Origin of the sequence: Litchfieldella rifensis (genome assembly GCF_042646605.1) — a bacterium.
In the GTDB taxonomy this organism is placed as follows: Bacteria; Pseudomonadota; Gammaproteobacteria; order Pseudomonadales; family Halomonadaceae; genus Litchfieldella; species Litchfieldella rifensis.
The window spans coordinates 205,486-221,115 of record NZ_JBHRUG010000048.1 but is presented as its reverse complement, the minus strand read 5'-3'; the positions used below and the strand labels follow the sequence as shown (position 1 = coordinate 221,115).

Annotated in this window: 14 protein-coding genes; 5 read left to right on the top strand and 9 right to left on the bottom strand. The window is 63.7% G+C overall.

Going from position 1 to position 15,630, the window contains the following annotated elements; all coding sequences use genetic code 11:
• Nucleotides 1-30 precede the first annotated feature (30 nt).
• Nucleotides 31-1,638 carry an alanine/glycine:cation symporter family protein gene (locus tag ACFOEV_RS20740; protein ID WP_386776797.1) on the top strand — a complete coding sequence of 536 codons (1,608 nt, stop codon included), beginning with the start codon at nucleotides 31-33 and terminating at the stop codon, nucleotides 1,636-1,638.
• A 178-nt stretch (nucleotides 1,639-1,816) separates the two neighbouring features.
• Here the strand turns inward: ACFOEV_RS20740 and ACFOEV_RS20735 are convergent, their stop codons facing one another.
• Nucleotides 1,817-2,671 carry a hypothetical protein gene (locus ACFOEV_RS20735; RefSeq protein WP_386776796.1) on the bottom strand — a complete coding sequence of 285 codons (855 nt, stop codon included), beginning with the start codon at nucleotides 2,669-2,671 and terminating at the stop codon, nucleotides 1,817-1,819.
• 212 nt (nucleotides 2,672-2,883) lie between these two features.
• Between ACFOEV_RS20735 and ACFOEV_RS20730 the strand changes: the two genes are divergently transcribed.
• Nucleotides 2,884-3,807: a LysR family transcriptional regulator gene (locus ACFOEV_RS20730; RefSeq protein ID WP_386776795.1), complete on the top strand. Its 924-nt coding sequence runs from the start codon at nucleotides 2,884-2,886 to the stop codon at nucleotides 3,805-3,807.
• Between the two features lie 83 nt (nucleotides 3,808-3,890).
• On the opposite strand, the gene ACFOEV_RS20725 is transcribed toward ACFOEV_RS20730, so the two are convergent.
• The 6 genes from ACFOEV_RS20725 to ACFOEV_RS20700 form a co-directional block, all read right to left on the bottom strand.
• Complete coding sequence (locus tag ACFOEV_RS20725) at nucleotides 3,891-5,009, bottom strand: 5-(carboxyamino)imidazole ribonucleotide synthase (RefSeq protein WP_386776794.1); 1,119 nt, start codon at nucleotides 5,007-5,009, stop codon at nucleotides 3,891-3,893.
• 10 nt (nucleotides 5,010-5,019) lie between these two features.
• Nucleotides 5,020-5,526: a 5-(carboxyamino)imidazole ribonucleotide mutase gene (purE, locus tag ACFOEV_RS20720; protein WP_386776793.1), complete on the bottom strand. Its 507-nt coding sequence runs from the start codon at nucleotides 5,524-5,526 to the stop codon at nucleotides 5,020-5,022.
• 176 nt (nucleotides 5,527-5,702) lie between these two features.
• The gene (locus tag ACFOEV_RS20715) at nucleotides 5,703-7,718 is read right to left on the bottom strand and encodes a TRAP transporter permease (RefSeq protein ID WP_386776792.1); all 2,016 of its coding nucleotides are present in this window, start codon (nucleotides 7,716-7,718) and stop codon (nucleotides 5,703-5,705) included.
• A gap of 7 nt (nucleotides 7,719-7,725) precedes the next feature.
• Nucleotides 7,726-8,271 (bottom strand): DUF1850 domain-containing protein, encoded by a 546-nt coding sequence (locus ACFOEV_RS20710; RefSeq protein ID WP_386776791.1) that lies wholly within the window; start codon nucleotides 8,269-8,271, stop codon nucleotides 7,726-7,728.
• Nucleotides 8,272-8,278: 7 nt separating this feature from the next.
• Nucleotides 8,279-9,241 carry a TAXI family TRAP transporter solute-binding subunit gene (locus tag ACFOEV_RS20705; protein ID WP_386776790.1) on the bottom strand — a complete coding sequence of 321 codons (963 nt, stop codon included), beginning with the start codon at nucleotides 9,239-9,241 and terminating at the stop codon, nucleotides 8,279-8,281.
• A gap of 196 nt (nucleotides 9,242-9,437) precedes the next feature.
• Nucleotides 9,438-9,980, bottom strand: coding sequence for a YaeQ family protein (locus ACFOEV_RS20700; RefSeq protein WP_386776789.1), 543 nt, complete (start codon nucleotides 9,978-9,980; stop codon nucleotides 9,438-9,440).
• 156 nt (nucleotides 9,981-10,136) lie between these two features.
• Between ACFOEV_RS20700 and ACFOEV_RS20695 the strand changes: the two genes are divergently transcribed.
• Nucleotides 10,137-10,823, top strand: a complete 687-nt coding sequence (locus tag ACFOEV_RS20695; RefSeq protein ID WP_386776788.1) for an SDR family oxidoreductase — start codon at nucleotides 10,137-10,139, stop codon at nucleotides 10,821-10,823.
• Nucleotides 10,824-10,996: 173 nt separating this feature from the next.
• Nucleotides 10,997-11,227: an XRE family transcriptional regulator gene (locus ACFOEV_RS20690; protein WP_386776787.1), complete on the top strand. Its 231-nt coding sequence runs from the start codon at nucleotides 10,997-10,999 to the stop codon at nucleotides 11,225-11,227.
• Nucleotides 11,228-11,263: 36 nt separating this feature from the next.
• On the opposite strand, the gene egtD is transcribed toward ACFOEV_RS20690, so the two are convergent.
• Complete coding sequence (gene egtD / locus ACFOEV_RS20685) at nucleotides 11,264-12,226, bottom strand: L-histidine N(alpha)-methyltransferase (protein ID WP_386776786.1); 963 nt, start codon at nucleotides 12,224-12,226, stop codon at nucleotides 11,264-11,266.
• Nucleotides 12,227-12,283: 57 nt separating this feature from the next.
• On the opposite strand from egtD, the gene selD reads away from it, so the two are divergent.
• Nucleotides 12,284-14,641, top strand: coding sequence for a selenide, water dikinase SelD (gene selD, locus ACFOEV_RS20680; protein ID WP_386776785.1), 2,358 nt, complete (start codon nucleotides 12,284-12,286; stop codon nucleotides 14,639-14,641).
• On the opposite strand, the gene senB is transcribed toward selD, so the two are convergent.
• Nucleotides 14,586-15,623 carry a selenoneine biosynthesis selenosugar synthase SenB gene (senB, locus tag ACFOEV_RS20675; protein WP_386776784.1) on the bottom strand — a complete coding sequence of 346 codons (1,038 nt, stop codon included), beginning with the start codon at nucleotides 15,621-15,623 and terminating at the stop codon, nucleotides 14,586-14,588. The two genes, selD and senB, sit on opposite strands and share 56 nt — an antisense overlap.
• Between the last annotated feature and the right edge of the window lie 7 nt (nucleotides 15,624-15,630).

Genomic DNA, 15,630 nt, shown 5'->3' with positions numbered 1-15,630 from the left:
ACAATCACAATGCGAAGAGAGGTAGTCATCATGTCCACCAGCACCTCCCCGGCACCGGTATTGCGCCACCTGTCCTGGCCGCTGGCACTCCCGCTGATGGTGTTGGCTTCCTCCGTAGAGGCGGCAGGACTCGACCAGGCCATGGAAGACCTCGTCGCCCCCCTCTCGCAACTGGTATCTACCGCGATCTTCTTTTCCCTGCCGCTCTTTGGCGCCGAGCTGCCGCTGGTGGTGCTGTGGCTGGTAGCCGGCGGGATCTTCTCGACGATCTACTTCCGGCTCATCAACCTGCGTGGCCTCGGCCATGCCTTCAAGCTGGTGCGTGGCGACTATGCCAACCCCAGGGACCAGGGCGAGGTCTCTCACTTCCAGGCCCTGGCCACGGCGGTTTCCGGCACCGTGGGTATCGGCAACATCGGCGGGGTCGCCATCGCCGTCTCGCTGGGCGGCCCAGGCGTGCTGTTCTGGATGATCCTGGCCGGATTCCTGGGCATGTCGACCAAGTTCGTGGAATGTGCTCTGGCCACCCACTACCGCCGCTACAATGCCGATGGCAGCGTCTCGGGCGGGCCGATGTTCTACCTCTCTCGCGGCCTGGCCGAACGTGGGATGCCACGGTTGGGGCGTTTCATGGGGGCCTTCTACGCCATCGGGATCGTGATCGGCTGCCTGGGTATCGGCAACATGTTCCAGTCCAACCAGGCCTTCATGCAGTTCGTCGGCGTCACCGGCGGGACCGAGGCCAGCTGGTTCGCCGACAAGGGGTGGCTATTCGGCCTGATCATGGCTTCGCTGATCGGCGTCGTCATCATCGGTGGCATCAAGTCGATCGCCCGCGTCACCGAGAAGGTGGTGCCTTTCATGGCCATTCTCTACTGCTCCATGGCCTTGCTGATCATCGGCATGAATGCCGAGGCCCTGCCCTTTGCCATCGGTGCCATCTTCCAGGGAGCCTTCACGCCGGAAGGCGTCGCCGGCGGTACCCTGGGTGCCATCATCATCGGTTTCCAGCGTGCCGTGTTCTCCAACGAAGCCGGTATCGGCTCGGCATCCATCGCTCACGCCGCAGTGCGAACCAAGCATCCCGTTACCGAAGGCTATGTCGCGCTGCTCGAACCCTTCATCGATACCATCGTCATCTGTAGCCTGACCGGCCTGGTGATAGTCACTACCCTCTACTACGACCCGGCTCTCACCCAAGGCGTGGGCGGAATCGAGATGACCTCCAGCGCCTTCGCACGCAACGTGGCCTGGTTCCCGGTGCCGCTGTCGGTCGCCGCCCTGCTGTTCGCCTTTTCCACGGCCATTTCCTGGTCCTACTATGGCCTCAAGGGCTGGACCTACCTGTTCGGTGAAGGACGCTTGGGACGCAACCTGTTCAAGCTGCTGTTCTGCGCCTTCATCGTCATTGGCTCGATGATTCAGCTGAAGTCCATGCTCGATCTTTCCGATGCGTTGGTTTTCGTGATCTGCGTGCCCAATATTCTTGGCATCTACCTGCTGGCGCCGGTGGTCAAGCGGGAACTGACGTCCTATCACCGCAAGTTGCGCAATGGCGAGATCCTGAATTACCGCAAACATGAGTCGCTGTCTCCCAGCATCCGCAAGGAGATCCGTCGCATCCATGGCGACTACTGATTTTTCCCTTCATGGCGGCACGCCAGTCACCCCACCGCTCACGCGTACCGCTGCACTGGCCACTCGGCTGAGGACAAGGCAAACGGCGACATGAAAAGACCCGCGTCGAAAGGCGCGGGTCGTCATGGCTTGAGATGGCAGGGCTATCCTGGCCAGGTAGGCGATGGACCGGACACGCTTATAAGTGCCATTCGAGGTTGAAGGTGACGGCATCGGTATCGACGCCTGGCTTGTCATGATTGCCGAACTTGTTGCGCCAGTATTCGTAACCCACTCCGGCCCACAACTGGTCGCTCTGGCTCCAGGCCAGTTGTCCTACATCCAGCATCAGCGAGCTGCGCATCAGTTGCTCGGGTTTGGTCTCGACATTGAAATAGTCGTCCCCCTTCTCGCTGTTATAGTTGTAAAAACCCTGGAATTTCAGTGCTGCAGCGCCCACCTCGAAAGGAACCCCCCAGGCGACGCTGAGCTGATAATAGGGATCGAAAGCGATACTGTTGTGGTTGCCGGGTGCACCGCAAGCGTCGAGTCCACAGTGATTCCATTCGCGGGCGTAGAGCAGACTGACATCCAGAAAGCCTTCGGGCAGTTCGAACTTGAGAGTCGGCCCCAGCAGCAGCAGACGCTTGCGCGGGGCGAACGCGCTGTTCTTGGTATTGAGATCGACGCCGCCGGTCAGTGCGATGTCGCCGACCGGGCCGAAGTCGAGCGGCTCACCGGTGAGCTTGCCGTAGTGCCACTGGTGGCGATAGGTCAGATAGGCCTCGGTAGCACCGCGGTCGCTGCCTTGGGCCGGATCGTTGCTGTCCGACTGCAGCATGTCCAGACTGAAGAAGTTCTGCCCCAGCGAGTAACCGCTGACGTGGGTGAGATTGAGAATGTGCTTCTCTACCTCGTCGGGATTAGCGGGTTCGGTGAAGTCGCTGCCATAGCGATAGCCGATCGAGGTGTCGCTCCAGGTCGCGGCCTGTGCCAGCGAGGTGGCGGCCATGGTTAAGCCGGCCATAACCAAGGCCTTGGTTCCATGCATCATGAATGTCTCCAGCTATTGTCGTTATTATGCATCGCATCCTGTATACAATTACGGTGCACAAAGCCAGTCTAGAGACATCAGAACAAATTGAAACTGATATACTACAATAGCCTTTATAAAAAAATTGATATATAACTTCCGTATGTGGTGGCGCCCCACCGGCCCATCAGCGTTTACGCTGCGCACTCACTGACGAGGCGACGAGAGGCTGCATGGTTCATCGACGCAAGGATCCGCTGGATACCTACCTACTGCGGGTACTCTGCATGCTGCTTGCCGAGCGCAGCGTGTCGCGTACCGCGGTACGCATGCATCAGTCGCAACCAGCGATCAGCGCCGCGCTGAAGAAGTTGCGCGACATCTTCGGCGATGCGCTGCTGGTGCGCGAGAAGGGCGGCATGGTGCCCACCGAGCGTGCGCTGCAGCTGTTGCCGCATGCCCGCCGAGCCCTGGCGGAGATCGACAAGCTCACCCATGAACCGGTGGCGTTCGACCCGTTCGCCAGCCGTCAAGAGTTCCGCATCGGCGCGCCGGACTACCTGGCGCCGGTGTTCATGGCGCGCGTGGTCGAACGCTTTCGCCAGGAAGCCCCCCAGGCCCGGCTGTCGCTGCATGCGCTGGGCCCGGACTACGACTTCGAGGCCGCCCTGGCGGAAGGGGAACTGGACGTGGTGATCGGCAACTGGCCCGAGCCGCCGGAGCGCATGCACCTGTCGATGCTGCTGGAAGACGAGATCGTGTGTCTGGTGTCCTCGCGCCATCCACTGGCGCGCAAGGGGCTCAACTATGACGACTACCTGGCCGCCAGCCATGTGGTTCCCATGCCCTACTCGCGCAGCCAGCGCGGGGTGATCGACAGTCGCCTGGCCAGCCTGCGCGTCGAGCGTCGCGAAGTGGTGGAAGTCCAGTCCTTCACTCTGGCGCCCTATCTACTGCAGGACAGCGACCTGGTGTTCACCACCAGCCGTCACTTTGCCCGCTTTTACGCCCACCTGCTGCCCTTGACCATTCTGCCCTCGCCCATCGACTTCCCGCCGATGCGCTTCTACCAGCTCTGGCACGACCGCACCCATCATTCGCCGGCGCACCGCTGGCTGCATCGCCTGCTTGGCGAGTTCGGCAGCCAGGTTCAGTAGCCGGATTCGGTCACCCAAGACAAGCGACGCCGCGGCTGTCAGCGACAGCCGCGGCGTCGTAAATGCCGTTACCGGCGGGTGGTTCAGGCGTCTTCGAAACTGAAGCGTGGCTCCGGCGCATCGGGCAGCAAGCGCGCGCAAGCACGAACCTTCTCCAGCAGTTCGGCATGGGTCGGTGCCACCAGATTGACGTGCGCCAGCTTGCGGCCGGCACGTTCATGCTTGCCATAGCGGTGCAGATGGGCATCTTCGATGGCGAGAAGCGCGGCGGGATCGCCTTCGCGGCCGATCACATTGACCATGCAGGTCGGCATGCGGGCGTGAGTGTCGCCCAGCGGTAGCCCCTGGATGGCACGCAGGTGGTTCTCGAACTGGCTGGTGACGGCGCCATCCATGCTCCAGTGGCCGGAGTTGTGCACCCGGGGCGCCATCTCGTTGGCCAACAGCTTGCCATCGCGAGTCTGAAACAGCTCCAGGGTCAGCACGCCGACATAGTCGAGTTCGTCGAGCAGCGCGCGGATATAGTCATCGGCGAGTAACTGTACGCTGTCGTCGAGATCCGGCATCGGCGCCAACGAATAGCGCAGAATGCCATCGACATGCACGTTCTCGGCCATCGGATAGAAGGCCACCTCGCCGTTGCGACCGCGTACCGCGATGATCGATACCTCGCGCACGAAATCGACGAAGGCTTCGACGACCAGGCGTGGATGGCCGATCCGACGCCAAGCGTCATGTGCCTCGGCCGGATCGCGCAGCACCGCCTGGCCCTTGCCGTCGTAACCCTCGGTGACCGACTTGGCCACCACCGGGCAGCCCAGTTCGCGCGCCGCGGCTTCGAGTTCGTCGGCATGCTCCACCAGGCGATAGGCTGGCGTGGGAATGCCCATACGGTCGAACAGGGCCTTCTCCTCGGCACGGTTCTGACAGATACGAATGGCCTCGCTCGAGGGATATACCGGCTTGTGTTCCTCGATGTCCTGCACCAGGGCCACCGGCAGGTGTTCGAATTCGTAGGTCACCAGGTCGACCTTTGACAGGAATTCCTCCAGGTGACGCTGGTCGGTATCGATCATCACCTCGCCGATGCCGGCACTGGGATGCCCGGTGGTATCGAGGAAGACGAAGCGGTTGGCCAGCGGATAGCCCGCCAGGGCCAGCATGCGGCCCAACTGGCCGGCACCGAGAACACCGATGTTCATGACAGTCACCTCACTCGGCACGTGGGTCGGGATTGTCCAGCACGGCCTGGGTCTGCTCGGCACGGAAGGTATCGACGGCAGCCCGAACCTTGGCGTCGTGCAGGGCCAGGATCTGCGCCGCCAGCAAGCCGGCATTGGTGGCACCGGCCTTGCCGATGGCCAGCGTGCCCACGGCGATTCCGCCCGGCATCTGGGCGATCGACAGCAACGAGTCGAGGCCCTTGAGCGCCTTGGATTCCACCGGCACGCCCAGCACGGGCAATAATGTCTGCGAGGCGACCATGCCCGGCAGGTGGGCCGCGCCTCCCGCGCCGGCGATGATCACTTGCAAGCCTCGTTCGGCGGCCCCCTTGGCGTAGTCGAACAACAGGTCGGGCGTGCGGTGGGCGGAAACGACACGCGTCTCGTAGGCCACGCCCAGACGCTCGAGCATATTGACGGCATGCTCCATGACCGGCCAATCCGACCTGGACCCCATGATCACGCCAACGCGTGGTTGCTCGTTCGACGGCTGCATGCCTGTATCCCCCGATGCGATGACACCGCTCCCCGGCCCCTGGCCGGTACTCGGCCATGGCGGCGGTCGTCTGAAAACCGCGCAGCATACCGCTATACGCGGCTCGAAGAAAGGCCTGACGGCAAAACGCCCCCTGGCGGAACCCGACAGGGGGCGCAGCGACAATCGCCGTCCTCCTAGCCGGGTTTCGGCGCCGCTCTCGACTCGCGACGATAGGCCAGCCAGTTGCCACCGAGGGTCAACACCATGACCGCGACGCCCCCGATCTCGGCCAGCATGTCGGGATAGAATACTGCGACGATGGCCGGCACGGTGACCACACGCGGCAGCCACGACATGCGCGTGAACAGATACCCTTCCAGGGTCGCGGCAAAGGCGCCCAACGCCAAGAGCGCGATGATGGCGTTCCAGATCACCAGCGGAACCGGGCCGCCGAGGATGATCTCCGGGTTGAAGACCATGAACAGCGGGATCAGGTACAGCCCCTTGGCGAACTTCCAGGCCTGGAAGCCGGTTTCCATGGGCTTGCTACCGGCGACCGCCGCCCCGGCGAAGCCGGCCAGGGCAATGGGCGGCGTCACATTGGAGTCCTGGGAGTACCAGAACACCACCAGGTGAGCGATCAACAGCGGCACGCCGAACTCATTGGTCAGCGCCGGGCCGACCAGCACGATCAACACGATATAGCTCGCCGTGACCGGCAACCCCATACCCAGGATCAGGCTGGCCAGCAGCACCATCACCAGCGCCAGTACCAGATTGCCGCCGGAGAAGGCCAACATCATCGCCGAGAACTTGAGGCCCAGGCCGGTCAACCCCACCACGCCGACGATGATGCCGGCCACGGCACAGGCCATCGACACCGCCACGGCATTGCGCGCGCCGAGTTCGAGGCCTTCGATCAGCTTGTGGAAGCCGGCCCACACCACTTCCCGGATGCTGGCGAAGGTCACCCGTTGACCTTGCTGGGGCGCAATGAACAAGAACCAGACCGTATAGCGCAGCACCGCCACGGCGACCATGGTGACCACCGCATAGAAGCCGACCCGCATCGGCGACATGTTCATCACCAGCAGCCATACCAGTACCGCCAGCGGTAGCAGGAAATGCCAGCCCTCGCGCATCACTTCGCGCATCTGGGGCAGCTCCGAGCGCGCCATGCCCTGCATGCCCTGTTTCAGGGCGATGATGTGCACGAACAGGTACACCGTGGAGAAGTACATGATCGCCGGCAGCACGCTGACCTTGACCACATCCAGGTACGGCGTGCTGGTGTACTCGGCGATCAGGAAGGCCCCGGCCCCCATCAGCGGTGGCATGATCTGCCCACCCGTGGAGGCCGCCGCCTCGATGCCGCCGGCCTGCTTCGGCTTGTAGCCCAGGCGCTTCATCAGCGGGATGGTGAAGGCGCCGGTGGTCACCACATTGGCGATGGCGCTGCCGGAAATCGAGCCCATGCCCGCCGAGGCGAGGACCGCCGCCTTGGCGGGGCCGCCACGCTGGCGCCCGGTAGCGGCATAGGCCAGGTCGATGAAGAACTTGCCGGCCCCGGTGCTTTCCAGGAAGGCCCCGAACAGCACGAAGACGAAGATGTAGGTGGCGGCCACACCCAGCGGCAGGCCGAAGATGCCTTCCTGGCCCAGGTACAACTGGCCCACCAGGCGATCGAGATTGTAACCGCGGTGCCCCATGATGCCGGGCAGGAAATCGCTCAGCCAGGGAAGCTCGCCGCGTGGCCCGGCAAAGGCATAGAGGATCGCCAGGGCACCGATGATGGTCATCCCCAGACCCACGGCACGCCGGCTGGCTTCCAGCACGGTGACCGTGGCGATACAGCCGATGAAGATATCGGTCTGGCTCCAGAACCCGGCACGAGCAAAGATCTCGTCGAGGTTCAGGACCAGGTACCCGCCGGTAATGACCGCCCCCGCAAAGAAGGCGACATCGATGATCCCGCCGATCACGCCACGCTTGCGGTGGGGGCCGAACACCGGAAACATCAGGAAGGCCAGCATCATGACCAGCGCCAGGTGGATACTGCGCTGATAGAACAGCCCCAGCGGTTGAATGCCGGCGGAATAGAGTTGGAACAGCGACAACCCCACCGCGACCAGTGTGATCAACCACAGGATCGGTCGCGGATGTTTAGCCTGGCTCCCGGGGATGACAGGCGATGCTCCTGGCTCGATCATACTGGCCTCATTGAGAACTTCCGTGATCGACACGCAAGCTGATCAGCACTCGCTCTCCGGTGGCCAGCTCGCTCAAGCTGACCCGCGTGTCACCACTCACTAGACGATGGTTGACCTCGGGGGAGCCGACCCGAAGCAGATAGCGATTGCCCGGCACAGGCTCATCGATATCCTCGATCCAATACCCTCCGGCACCATCGGAGACCGGCTGGCCACGCCCCAGGACATGTCCAAGCCCCGCCGCGAAGTCCGGCTGATGACTGCGCTCGAGCACCATGCGGCCATTGCGGTTGCGGTAACAGTCATGGACGGGAAATCCCTCTACCGAATGATTCCATACCAGGCACCAAGTCTGCCCGGCCACCAGGGGAAGGGACACGATCCGTCGCTGATCGGCCATGCGCACGTCCAGCCAGTACCTCGTTTCCCCGCCAGCAGGCTCGGTGGGGACGGCATCGGCAACCGCCACCGGCCCCCACAGGCCTGCAAGCAGCAGGTACAGCGACAGGGCGGGCAAACAGGCCCGCCCCGTTAGCGAGTGAAGGGACGGCATTCCGGCATCACGGGCGCTGGTTATCGGATACCTCGGCACCCACCTCCTCATAGTAGCGCAGCGCGCCCGGATGGAACGGCACCGGCGTGGACTCGACGCTGAATTCCACGGTGGTGTCATTGGCTGCCGGGTGGATGGCGATCAGTTCATCGGTCTGTTCGAAGAGGACCTTGGTAACCTGGTAGGCCAATTCCTCATCCATGCTGGCATCGACCACCAGGACATTGGGGATGCTGATAGTCTTCACCGGTTCGTCCATACCCTCGTAGAGGCCGGCACGCAGTGTATAGGCGGCAAACACCGGTTCCGCTTCGCGCGCATTGGCAATCTCCTCATCGGAGAGCCCAATCATGCGGATGTCACGCGTGGTGGCCAGGTTGAGGATCGAGCTGGTGGGAGGGCCCACGCTCCAGAAACCGGCATCGATGTCGCCATCGCGGATCGCATCGGCGGTCTCGTTGAAATTCAAGCGCTGGGGCGTGAAGTCATCGTAGCTGATGCCATTGGACTCCAGCACCGCACGCGCATTGAGCTCGGTGCCGCTACCCGGCGCTCCGACCGAAACGCGCTTGCCCTTGAGGTCCTGCAGCGAATGAATGTCGGAGTCGGCCAGGGTGACCAGTTGCACCGCATTCGGATAGATGGAAGCCAAAGCACGGGTATCGGGAAGCTGGCGCCCCTCGAAATCGCCAGTGCCGGAATAAGCCTGGTGAACGGTGTCAGCCAGCGCCAGTGCAATATCGGAATCGCCGCGGTAGATCAGCCCCATGTTCTCCACCGAGGCGCCGGTGACCTCGGCCACGGCACTGTGGCCCTCGATGTGGTTGTTGATCAGCTCGGCCAGACCGCCGCCATAGGGATAATAGGTACCACCGGTACCGCCGGTGGCAATGGAGAGCTGTTGCTGGGCCATGGTGGCAGGAGCCACGGCGATCAGGGATGCCGCAATCGCGTACTTGAACAATCGCATCTGCGTTCCTCCAGTCAGTCGATCTGACATTATTGTTGCGTTTTCGAAAGCACGGCATCGCCGCGATACATGCACCTTGCCGCATGCGGGCCGTTGAAAGAAAGCTAGCACGCAAGCTCGGACACGGGAAATCGGACGTTATTTCTACATTCTTGAAAAACATCTTCAATGAAGACTTTCGTCTTAAGAACAGCTCTTACCGATCGCCTTTCAGCCACTCCAGGGTCAATTCATGCTGGCCTTCGGCATCGGTCACGAACACCGTGTCCTCGCTGATCATCAGCGTCCAGTCGATGCTGCGCGGCAGGTCTTGCGCCAACTCGGCCAATTCCTGCTGCGGCAAGGCGGCCACGTTCAGGTTGTCGAGTGTAGTGGCCACGGCGGGCCACACCTTGGTTTCCCACCCGCGACGATTGCCATACACCAGTAACGATAGCCGCTCGGTTCGGCGCGAACACCACACCAGTCGCTCGGCATCGGGCTGACCGACTTCGATCCAATGCAGCACGCGGCCATCGAGACTCTTCTGCGACAATGCCGGCTCGTCGACATCGGAAAGCCCCCGTCCAAACGTCAACGATTCGTCATACCACAGGGCATACGCCAGCAGGCGGGCCGCCAGGCGCTCCTCGGTTTCCGAAGGATGGCGCGCCATGGTAAAGCGCAGGGTTTCATAGACACCGCGGTCCAGGTCGGTGAGATTGAGTTCGACCTTGTAAGGGGTAGCGCTGAGTGCCATGGGGGGCTCCCTGAATCCGAGTTGGGTTTCGCAGTCTACTCCCATCAGCGTAGCGACACGATATCCGGCACCATCAAGCCCCCTGGCGCCGCCATCTTGTCAGCGATGCCCATCGTTACCATGCTATTGATGACATTTCCCCGTGGAGAACCGCCGATGAACGATCGCGTCATGCTGATCACCGGGGCTTCCAGCGGTATCGGCGCGGCCACAGCCCGCGCCGCTGCCAGGGAAGGCTTCAAGCTGGTATTGGCCGCGCGCTCCCGGAACAAGCTGGAGGCCCTTGCCCAGGAACTCGGACCCGAGAACGTACTGACCGTTCGCTGCGACGTCACCTCGATGGACGACCAGCAGGCCATGGTCGAGGAGACCATGGAACGCTTCGGGCGCCTGGACGTGGTATTCGCCAATGCCGGACGAGGCGGCTCGCCCGGCGGCTTCAGTGGCGCCGATGTCGAGGCTTGGCGCGACATGATCCTGACCAATGTCTATGGCGTAGGCCTTACCTTGCAGGCGACGTTACCGGCCCTGCGTGCCAGCCGCGGCCATGTACTGCTTACCGGTTCCGCTGCCGGTCGTGCCACCATCCCCGGCTCCATGTACAGCGCCACCAAATGGGCGGTCAGCGGTATCGGCTACAATCTGCGCGAGGAACTGCGTGGCAGTGGCATTCGCGTGACCCTGATCGAGCCGGGCATGGTCGCTACGCCCTTCTTCGACGAACCACCGTCCCATGCCCTGCAGGACAGGGACATCGCCAATGCCGTGATCTATGCCATCAGCCAGCCGCCACATGTGGATGTCAACGAGATCCTGGTGCGACCCACTCCCCCGCCGGAGTGAACGCCCAATGCCCCATGAAAGCCATCGATCGATCGTCATGAAAATTTCCTCGATCCGGTACTGGCGGAACGTGCAAAAACCTTGCATGCTGTCTCTATCGCAAGCCAAGCCAACGGAGCCTCATGAGCACGGCACGATTAACGACCGGTTGGGATGCCCAAGAACCTCCCCGAATGGCACCCGACCTGGACGTCAGGGAACTGGAAAAGCGCAGCCGCCTGATGCGCATCGTGACCCGGCGCATTGCCCTATCGGAACTGGGCAATCGCGAAATCGCCCAACGCGCCGGCATCCCCCCACAACGGCTCAGCGACCTGCTGGCCGGCAAGATCGAACACTTCTCGGTCGAGGAATTGCAATCCTTGCGTGATACCGTCGAGGATGACGCCTCTTCGCCGCCCTGAGGCCAAGTCAAGGCGAAAGGGAGTCGCGTCGGAAAGTCAGGCACTGGACAGATAATGGACGCTGAACATCCTCCGCGTATCCGTCCACACCGCCGTGGGCACATAGCCGGCCTGCCTGGCTAGTGCCTGGAAGCCTTCCACGCTGTATTTACAGGAATTCTCGGTATGCAGCATTTCCCCCGATGCCAGCGGGAATTGCTGCTCTCCCAGGCGAATGACCTGCTCACGCTGACTGACCAGGTGCATTTCGATGCGCGACGCCGCCTCGTGGTAGAAGGCCAGATGGCGAAAGCCCGCCACGTCGACCTCGGCCCCCAACTCATGGCGAAGCCGTTCCAACAGATTGAGATTGAACTCCGCCGTGACCCCGGCGGCATCGTTGTAGGCAGCCTCGAGCACGGCCCGATCCTTGATCAGATCGACACCGATCAATACCCCACTGCCCCCCGGCAAGACCCGACGCAAGTCGGCCAGAAAAGCCCTGGCCGCTGGTGGTTCGAAATTGCCGATGCTGGAGCCGGGAAAAAAGGCAACGGCCCGCCGGCTCTCGACACCTTCGGGCAGGGACAGGCGCTGCGAAAAGTCGGCCCACACGGCGTGCACCTCGAGCCAAGGGTAGTCGGCGGCCAGTCGGCGCGTGCTCTCGAGCAGAAAGTCACGCGAAATGTCGACCCCCAGGTAGCGGCTGGGGCGCACTGCCTCGAGCAACAGCCTGACCTTGCGGCTGGCCCCACTGCCGAGTTCGACCAGTAGCGACTCCGGCCCGACGATGGCAGCGATCTCGGCAGCAGCCTCGGCCAGGATATGTTCCTCCGTGCGCGTCAGGTAATACTCCGGCTGACGACAGATACGCTCGAACAGCTGGGAACCGCGGCGGTCGTAGAAGAACTTCGGCGACAACGACTTGGGTTCGGCACTCAGGCCGGCGATAACGGCATCGCGAAACGACGCGCGCGTCTCGGCTTCATGCTGGTCGTGAAAGCGTACCGCAAGGGTCATGGTTTATCCTCGTAGGCGACAGCATGCATTTCCATTCAATCTAGAGGGAGCCCAGGCATGCAGCAACCGGACTCACCGGTACTCCGTGATATCGTGCTGATTGGAGGTGGCCATAGCCATGTCGGGGTACTCAAGCGCTTCGCCATGCATCCCGAACCCGGTGTTCGGCTGACCCTGATCTGTCGCGATACCCATACGCCCTATTCCGGCATGTTGCCAGGCTATATCGCCGGGCATTACACCTTCGACGAAGTGCATATCGACCTGCGCCGGCTGGCGGAATACGCCGGCGCGCGCTTCCTGAGCGACGAGGCCGTGGGAATCGATCATTCCGCGCAACAGGTCCTGTGCCGCTCGCGCCCCCCGGTTCCCTATGACCTGTTGTCGATCAACATCGGCTCGACGCCCCGGGTCGACCAGGTCGCCGGGGCGGGCGAGCATGCCGTGCCGGTCAAGCCGATCCACCGCTTCAACGACCGCTGGCTGACGCTGCTCGAGCGTATCAAGCGTCATCCCGGAACCACCCGCATCGCCGTGGTCGGCGGCGGTGCCGGCGGCGTCGAACTGCTGCTGGCCATGCAGTACCGGCTGCGCAAGGAGCTCGTGGCACAGGGGCGCAATCCCGAGGAACTGGTCTTTCAGCTGTTCACGCGCAGCGCGCAGATCCTGCCCACCCACAATGCCCGCGTGCGTGCGCATTTCGAGCGCACGCTGGCCGCACGAGGCGTCGCCGTGCATACCGCCAGCGAGGTGGTAAGCGTCGCCGAGGACCGGCTCCGCTGTGCCCAGGGCCACTGGCACGCCGCCGACGAAATCGTCTGGGTGACCAATGCCGGCGGTGCCGCCTGGCTGCAGGACACCCGGCTGGCCCTCGACGAGGAAGGCTTCATCCAGGTCGACGAGACACTTCGGTCATTGACCGACCCCGCCGTCTTCGCCGCCGGCGATATCGCCACCCAGGTCGACCACCCACGCGAGAAGGCCGGGGTCTTCGCCGTCCGCCAAGGCCGGCCCCTGGCCGACAATCTGCGCGCCAGCATCACCGGCCGCCCGCTCAAGCCGTACCACCCGCAGGCACGCTGGCTGGCGTTGATCAGCACCGGCGACCGCCATGCCGTGGCTTCGCGGGGCGCCCTGTTCCTGGCCGGCGACTGGGTATGGCGCTGGAAGGACTGGATCGACCACCGCTTCATGTCCAAATTCAACGACCTGCCACCGATGGAAGAAGGCGCGGCCAAGGCACCGGCCCCGAGTCGGGTGGTGCTGGACGAGGAGGAGAGCGCGCAGGCGATCTCGGCCATCGCCATGCGCTGCGGCGGCTGTGGCGCCAAGGTCGGTGCCTCGGTGCTGTCGCGTGCACTGGCGACGCTGACACCCGCTCCCCGCGACGAGGTGCTGATCGGCCTGCACGCCCCCGACGATGCCGCCGTGGTGCGGGTACCGCCGGGCAAGGCCATGGTGCATACCGTGGATTTCTTCCGCGCCTTCATCGACGACCCTTATGTGTTCGGCAAGATAGCCGCCAATCACGCCCTCGGCGACATCTTCGCCATGGGGGCCGAGGCCCAGACCGCCACGGCGGTGGCCACGGTGCCCCAAGGGCTCGAGGCCAAGGTCGAGGACACCGTGTTCCAGATGATGTCCGGTGCCCTGGAGGTGCTCAACGAGGCCGACTGCGCCCTGGTCGGCGGTCATACCGGCGAAGGCCGGGAACTGGCGCTGGGCTTTGCCGTCAATGGCCTCATCGATGCCGATGGCAATTCGGCGCTGCGCAAGGGCGGCATGCGGCCCGGCAACGTGCTCATCCTCACCAAACCCATCGGCACCGGCACCCTGTTTGCCGCTCACGCCCGGCTGGCGGCGCGGGGACGCTGGATCGACGCCGCCCTCGCTTCCATGTGCCAGTCCAACCGCCTGGGTGCCCGGTGTCTGCGGAAGCACGGCGCCACCGCCTGTACCGACCTCACCGGCTTCGGTCTGCTCGGCCACCTGGTCGAGATGACCCGCCCCTCGAACGTGGACGCCGAACTCGACCTCGCGGCGCTACCGCTGCTCGACGGCGCCGAGGAGACCGTCGCCGCCGGTATCCTGAGTTCCCTGCAGCCGGCCAACGTGCGCCTGCGCCGGGCCCTGCGCGACCAGTCGGCATGGCTCGACCATCCACGCTATCCCTTGCTGTTCGACCCCCAGACCGCGGGCGGCCTGCTGGCCAGCGTGCCGGCTGAGCGCGCCATGGACTGCCTGAGCGACCTGCGTGAGCTGGGCTATGCGAAAGCGGCGATCATCGGCCATGTGTGCGAGCCGGGCGAGGCGCTGGAACCCATTGCTCTCAAGGATCCAGCGCTCACGGATCCGGCTCTCACGGAAGCGATTCCCGAACAGCCGGTTCTCGACAAGCAGGCTCACAAGGCGTAAGCCCGCAGGCGGCGATGACCCGCGCCAGGGCCTCACGCTCGGCCTCGGGGCGAAACCGCGGTGCTTGCGCCACCACCCGCTCGCGCAGGGTGGCGACGAAGGCCGGATCGCGTTCGGCACGCAACAGGCACTCGCGAAGGGCGCCGGTATCGGCCACCGGGAAATAGCCCGGATAGTCGCTACCCAGCAGGCCGCGGTTGCCGGGAATGTCCGAGGCAATGACGGGCAGGCCGGCCACGCAAGCCTCGCTGACCACATTGGCTCCGCCCTCCATCCGCGAACTGATCACCATCAGCCGCGCCCGCGCCATCCACTGCCGCACCCGCCAATGGGGCACATCGCCATACCACTGGTAGCGGGGGTTGGATGCCATCTCCTTTCGGGCTGCATCTGCCCACTCGTCGCTGTAGGCGCGGCCCAGTTGCACGACGCGCAACCGCGAGGTCGACGGCAGGTCGCGCACGGCCAATGCCGTGCGCAGCGAATCCTTCTCCTCGCGTAGGTGGCCGGCGACTAGAATATGGAAATGCCGCCTCCCGGGTTCCGGCGCCCCCGGAGGCAAGGTCGGCGCCGATTGCAGCACCGTATGCAGGCGTGAGCGAAAGCGTGCCGGAATGTCGTCGGCGACGCAGGCATGCAGGCCGATCAATGCCGTGGCGTGCTCCAGACTGTCGTGGACTACCTCGGGATGGCTATGCTGGAAGCGATAGACATCCGTACCGGCCAGTACCACGATCAGCGGGCATTCGGGGAAGGACTGCCGACAAGCCCGGATCGCCGCATGGCTGCGCCAGGCATGCAGGGCAATCACCAGATCCGGCGGCGACGTCGACAGGCGCAGTTGATGGAGGTCATCGCCTGGCCCGGCAAGCTGCACCCGACAACCCAACTCACGCAACAAGCCGGCCCAGCGCGTCGCCGTGGCCCGGTTGCCGGCCCGCGACCCTCGACCGGCTGGAGTAATCAGCGCTATCTTCAACACATCCGAC

What these genes read in the sequence shown, in the direction of transcription:
- ACFOEV_RS20695 (WP_386776788.1), top strand. Translation starts at nt 10,137, where the DNA reads ATGAACGATCGCGTCATGCTGATCACCGGGGCTTCCAGCGGTATCGGC.
- ACFOEV_RS20710 (WP_386776791.1), bottom strand. Translation starts at nt 8,271, where the DNA reads ATGCCGTCCCTTCACTCGCTAACGGGGCGGGCCTGTTTGCCCGCCCTG.
- ACFOEV_RS20715 (WP_386776792.1), bottom strand. Translation starts at nt 7,718, where the DNA reads ATGATCGAGCCAGGAGCATCGCCTGTCATCCCCGGGAGCCAGGCTAAA.
- ACFOEV_RS20725 (WP_386776794.1), bottom strand. Translation starts at nt 5,009, where the DNA reads ATGAACATCGGTGTTCTCGGTGCCGGCCAGTTGGGCCGCATGCTGGCC.
- ACFOEV_RS20705 (WP_386776790.1), bottom strand. Translation starts at nt 9,241, where the DNA reads ATGCGATTGTTCAAGTACGCGATTGCGGCATCCCTGATCGCCGTGGCT.
- ACFOEV_RS20740 (WP_386776797.1), top strand. Translation starts at nt 31, where the DNA reads ATGTCCACCAGCACCTCCCCGGCACCGGTATTGCGCCACCTGTCCTGG.
- ACFOEV_RS20690 (WP_386776787.1), top strand. Translation starts at nt 10,997, where the DNA reads ATGGCACCCGACCTGGACGTCAGGGAACTGGAAAAGCGCAGCCGCCTG.
- purE (WP_386776793.1), bottom strand. Translation starts at nt 5,526, where the DNA reads ATGCAGCCGTCGAACGAGCAACCACGCGTTGGCGTGATCATGGGGTCC.
- ACFOEV_RS20700 (WP_386776789.1), bottom strand. Translation starts at nt 9,980, where the DNA reads ATGGCACTCAGCGCTACCCCTTACAAGGTCGAACTCAATCTCACCGAC.
- egtD (WP_386776786.1), bottom strand. Translation starts at nt 12,226, where the DNA reads ATGACCCTTGCGGTACGCTTTCACGACCAGCATGAAGCCGAGACGCGC.
- ACFOEV_RS20730 (WP_386776795.1), top strand. Translation starts at nt 2,884, where the DNA reads ATGGTTCATCGACGCAAGGATCCGCTGGATACCTACCTACTGCGGGTA.
- ACFOEV_RS20735 (WP_386776796.1), bottom strand. Translation starts at nt 2,671, where the DNA reads ATGATGCATGGAACCAAGGCCTTGGTTATGGCCGGCTTAACCATGGCC.
- selD (WP_386776785.1), top strand. Translation starts at nt 12,284, where the DNA reads ATGCAGCAACCGGACTCACCGGTACTCCGTGATATCGTGCTGATTGGA.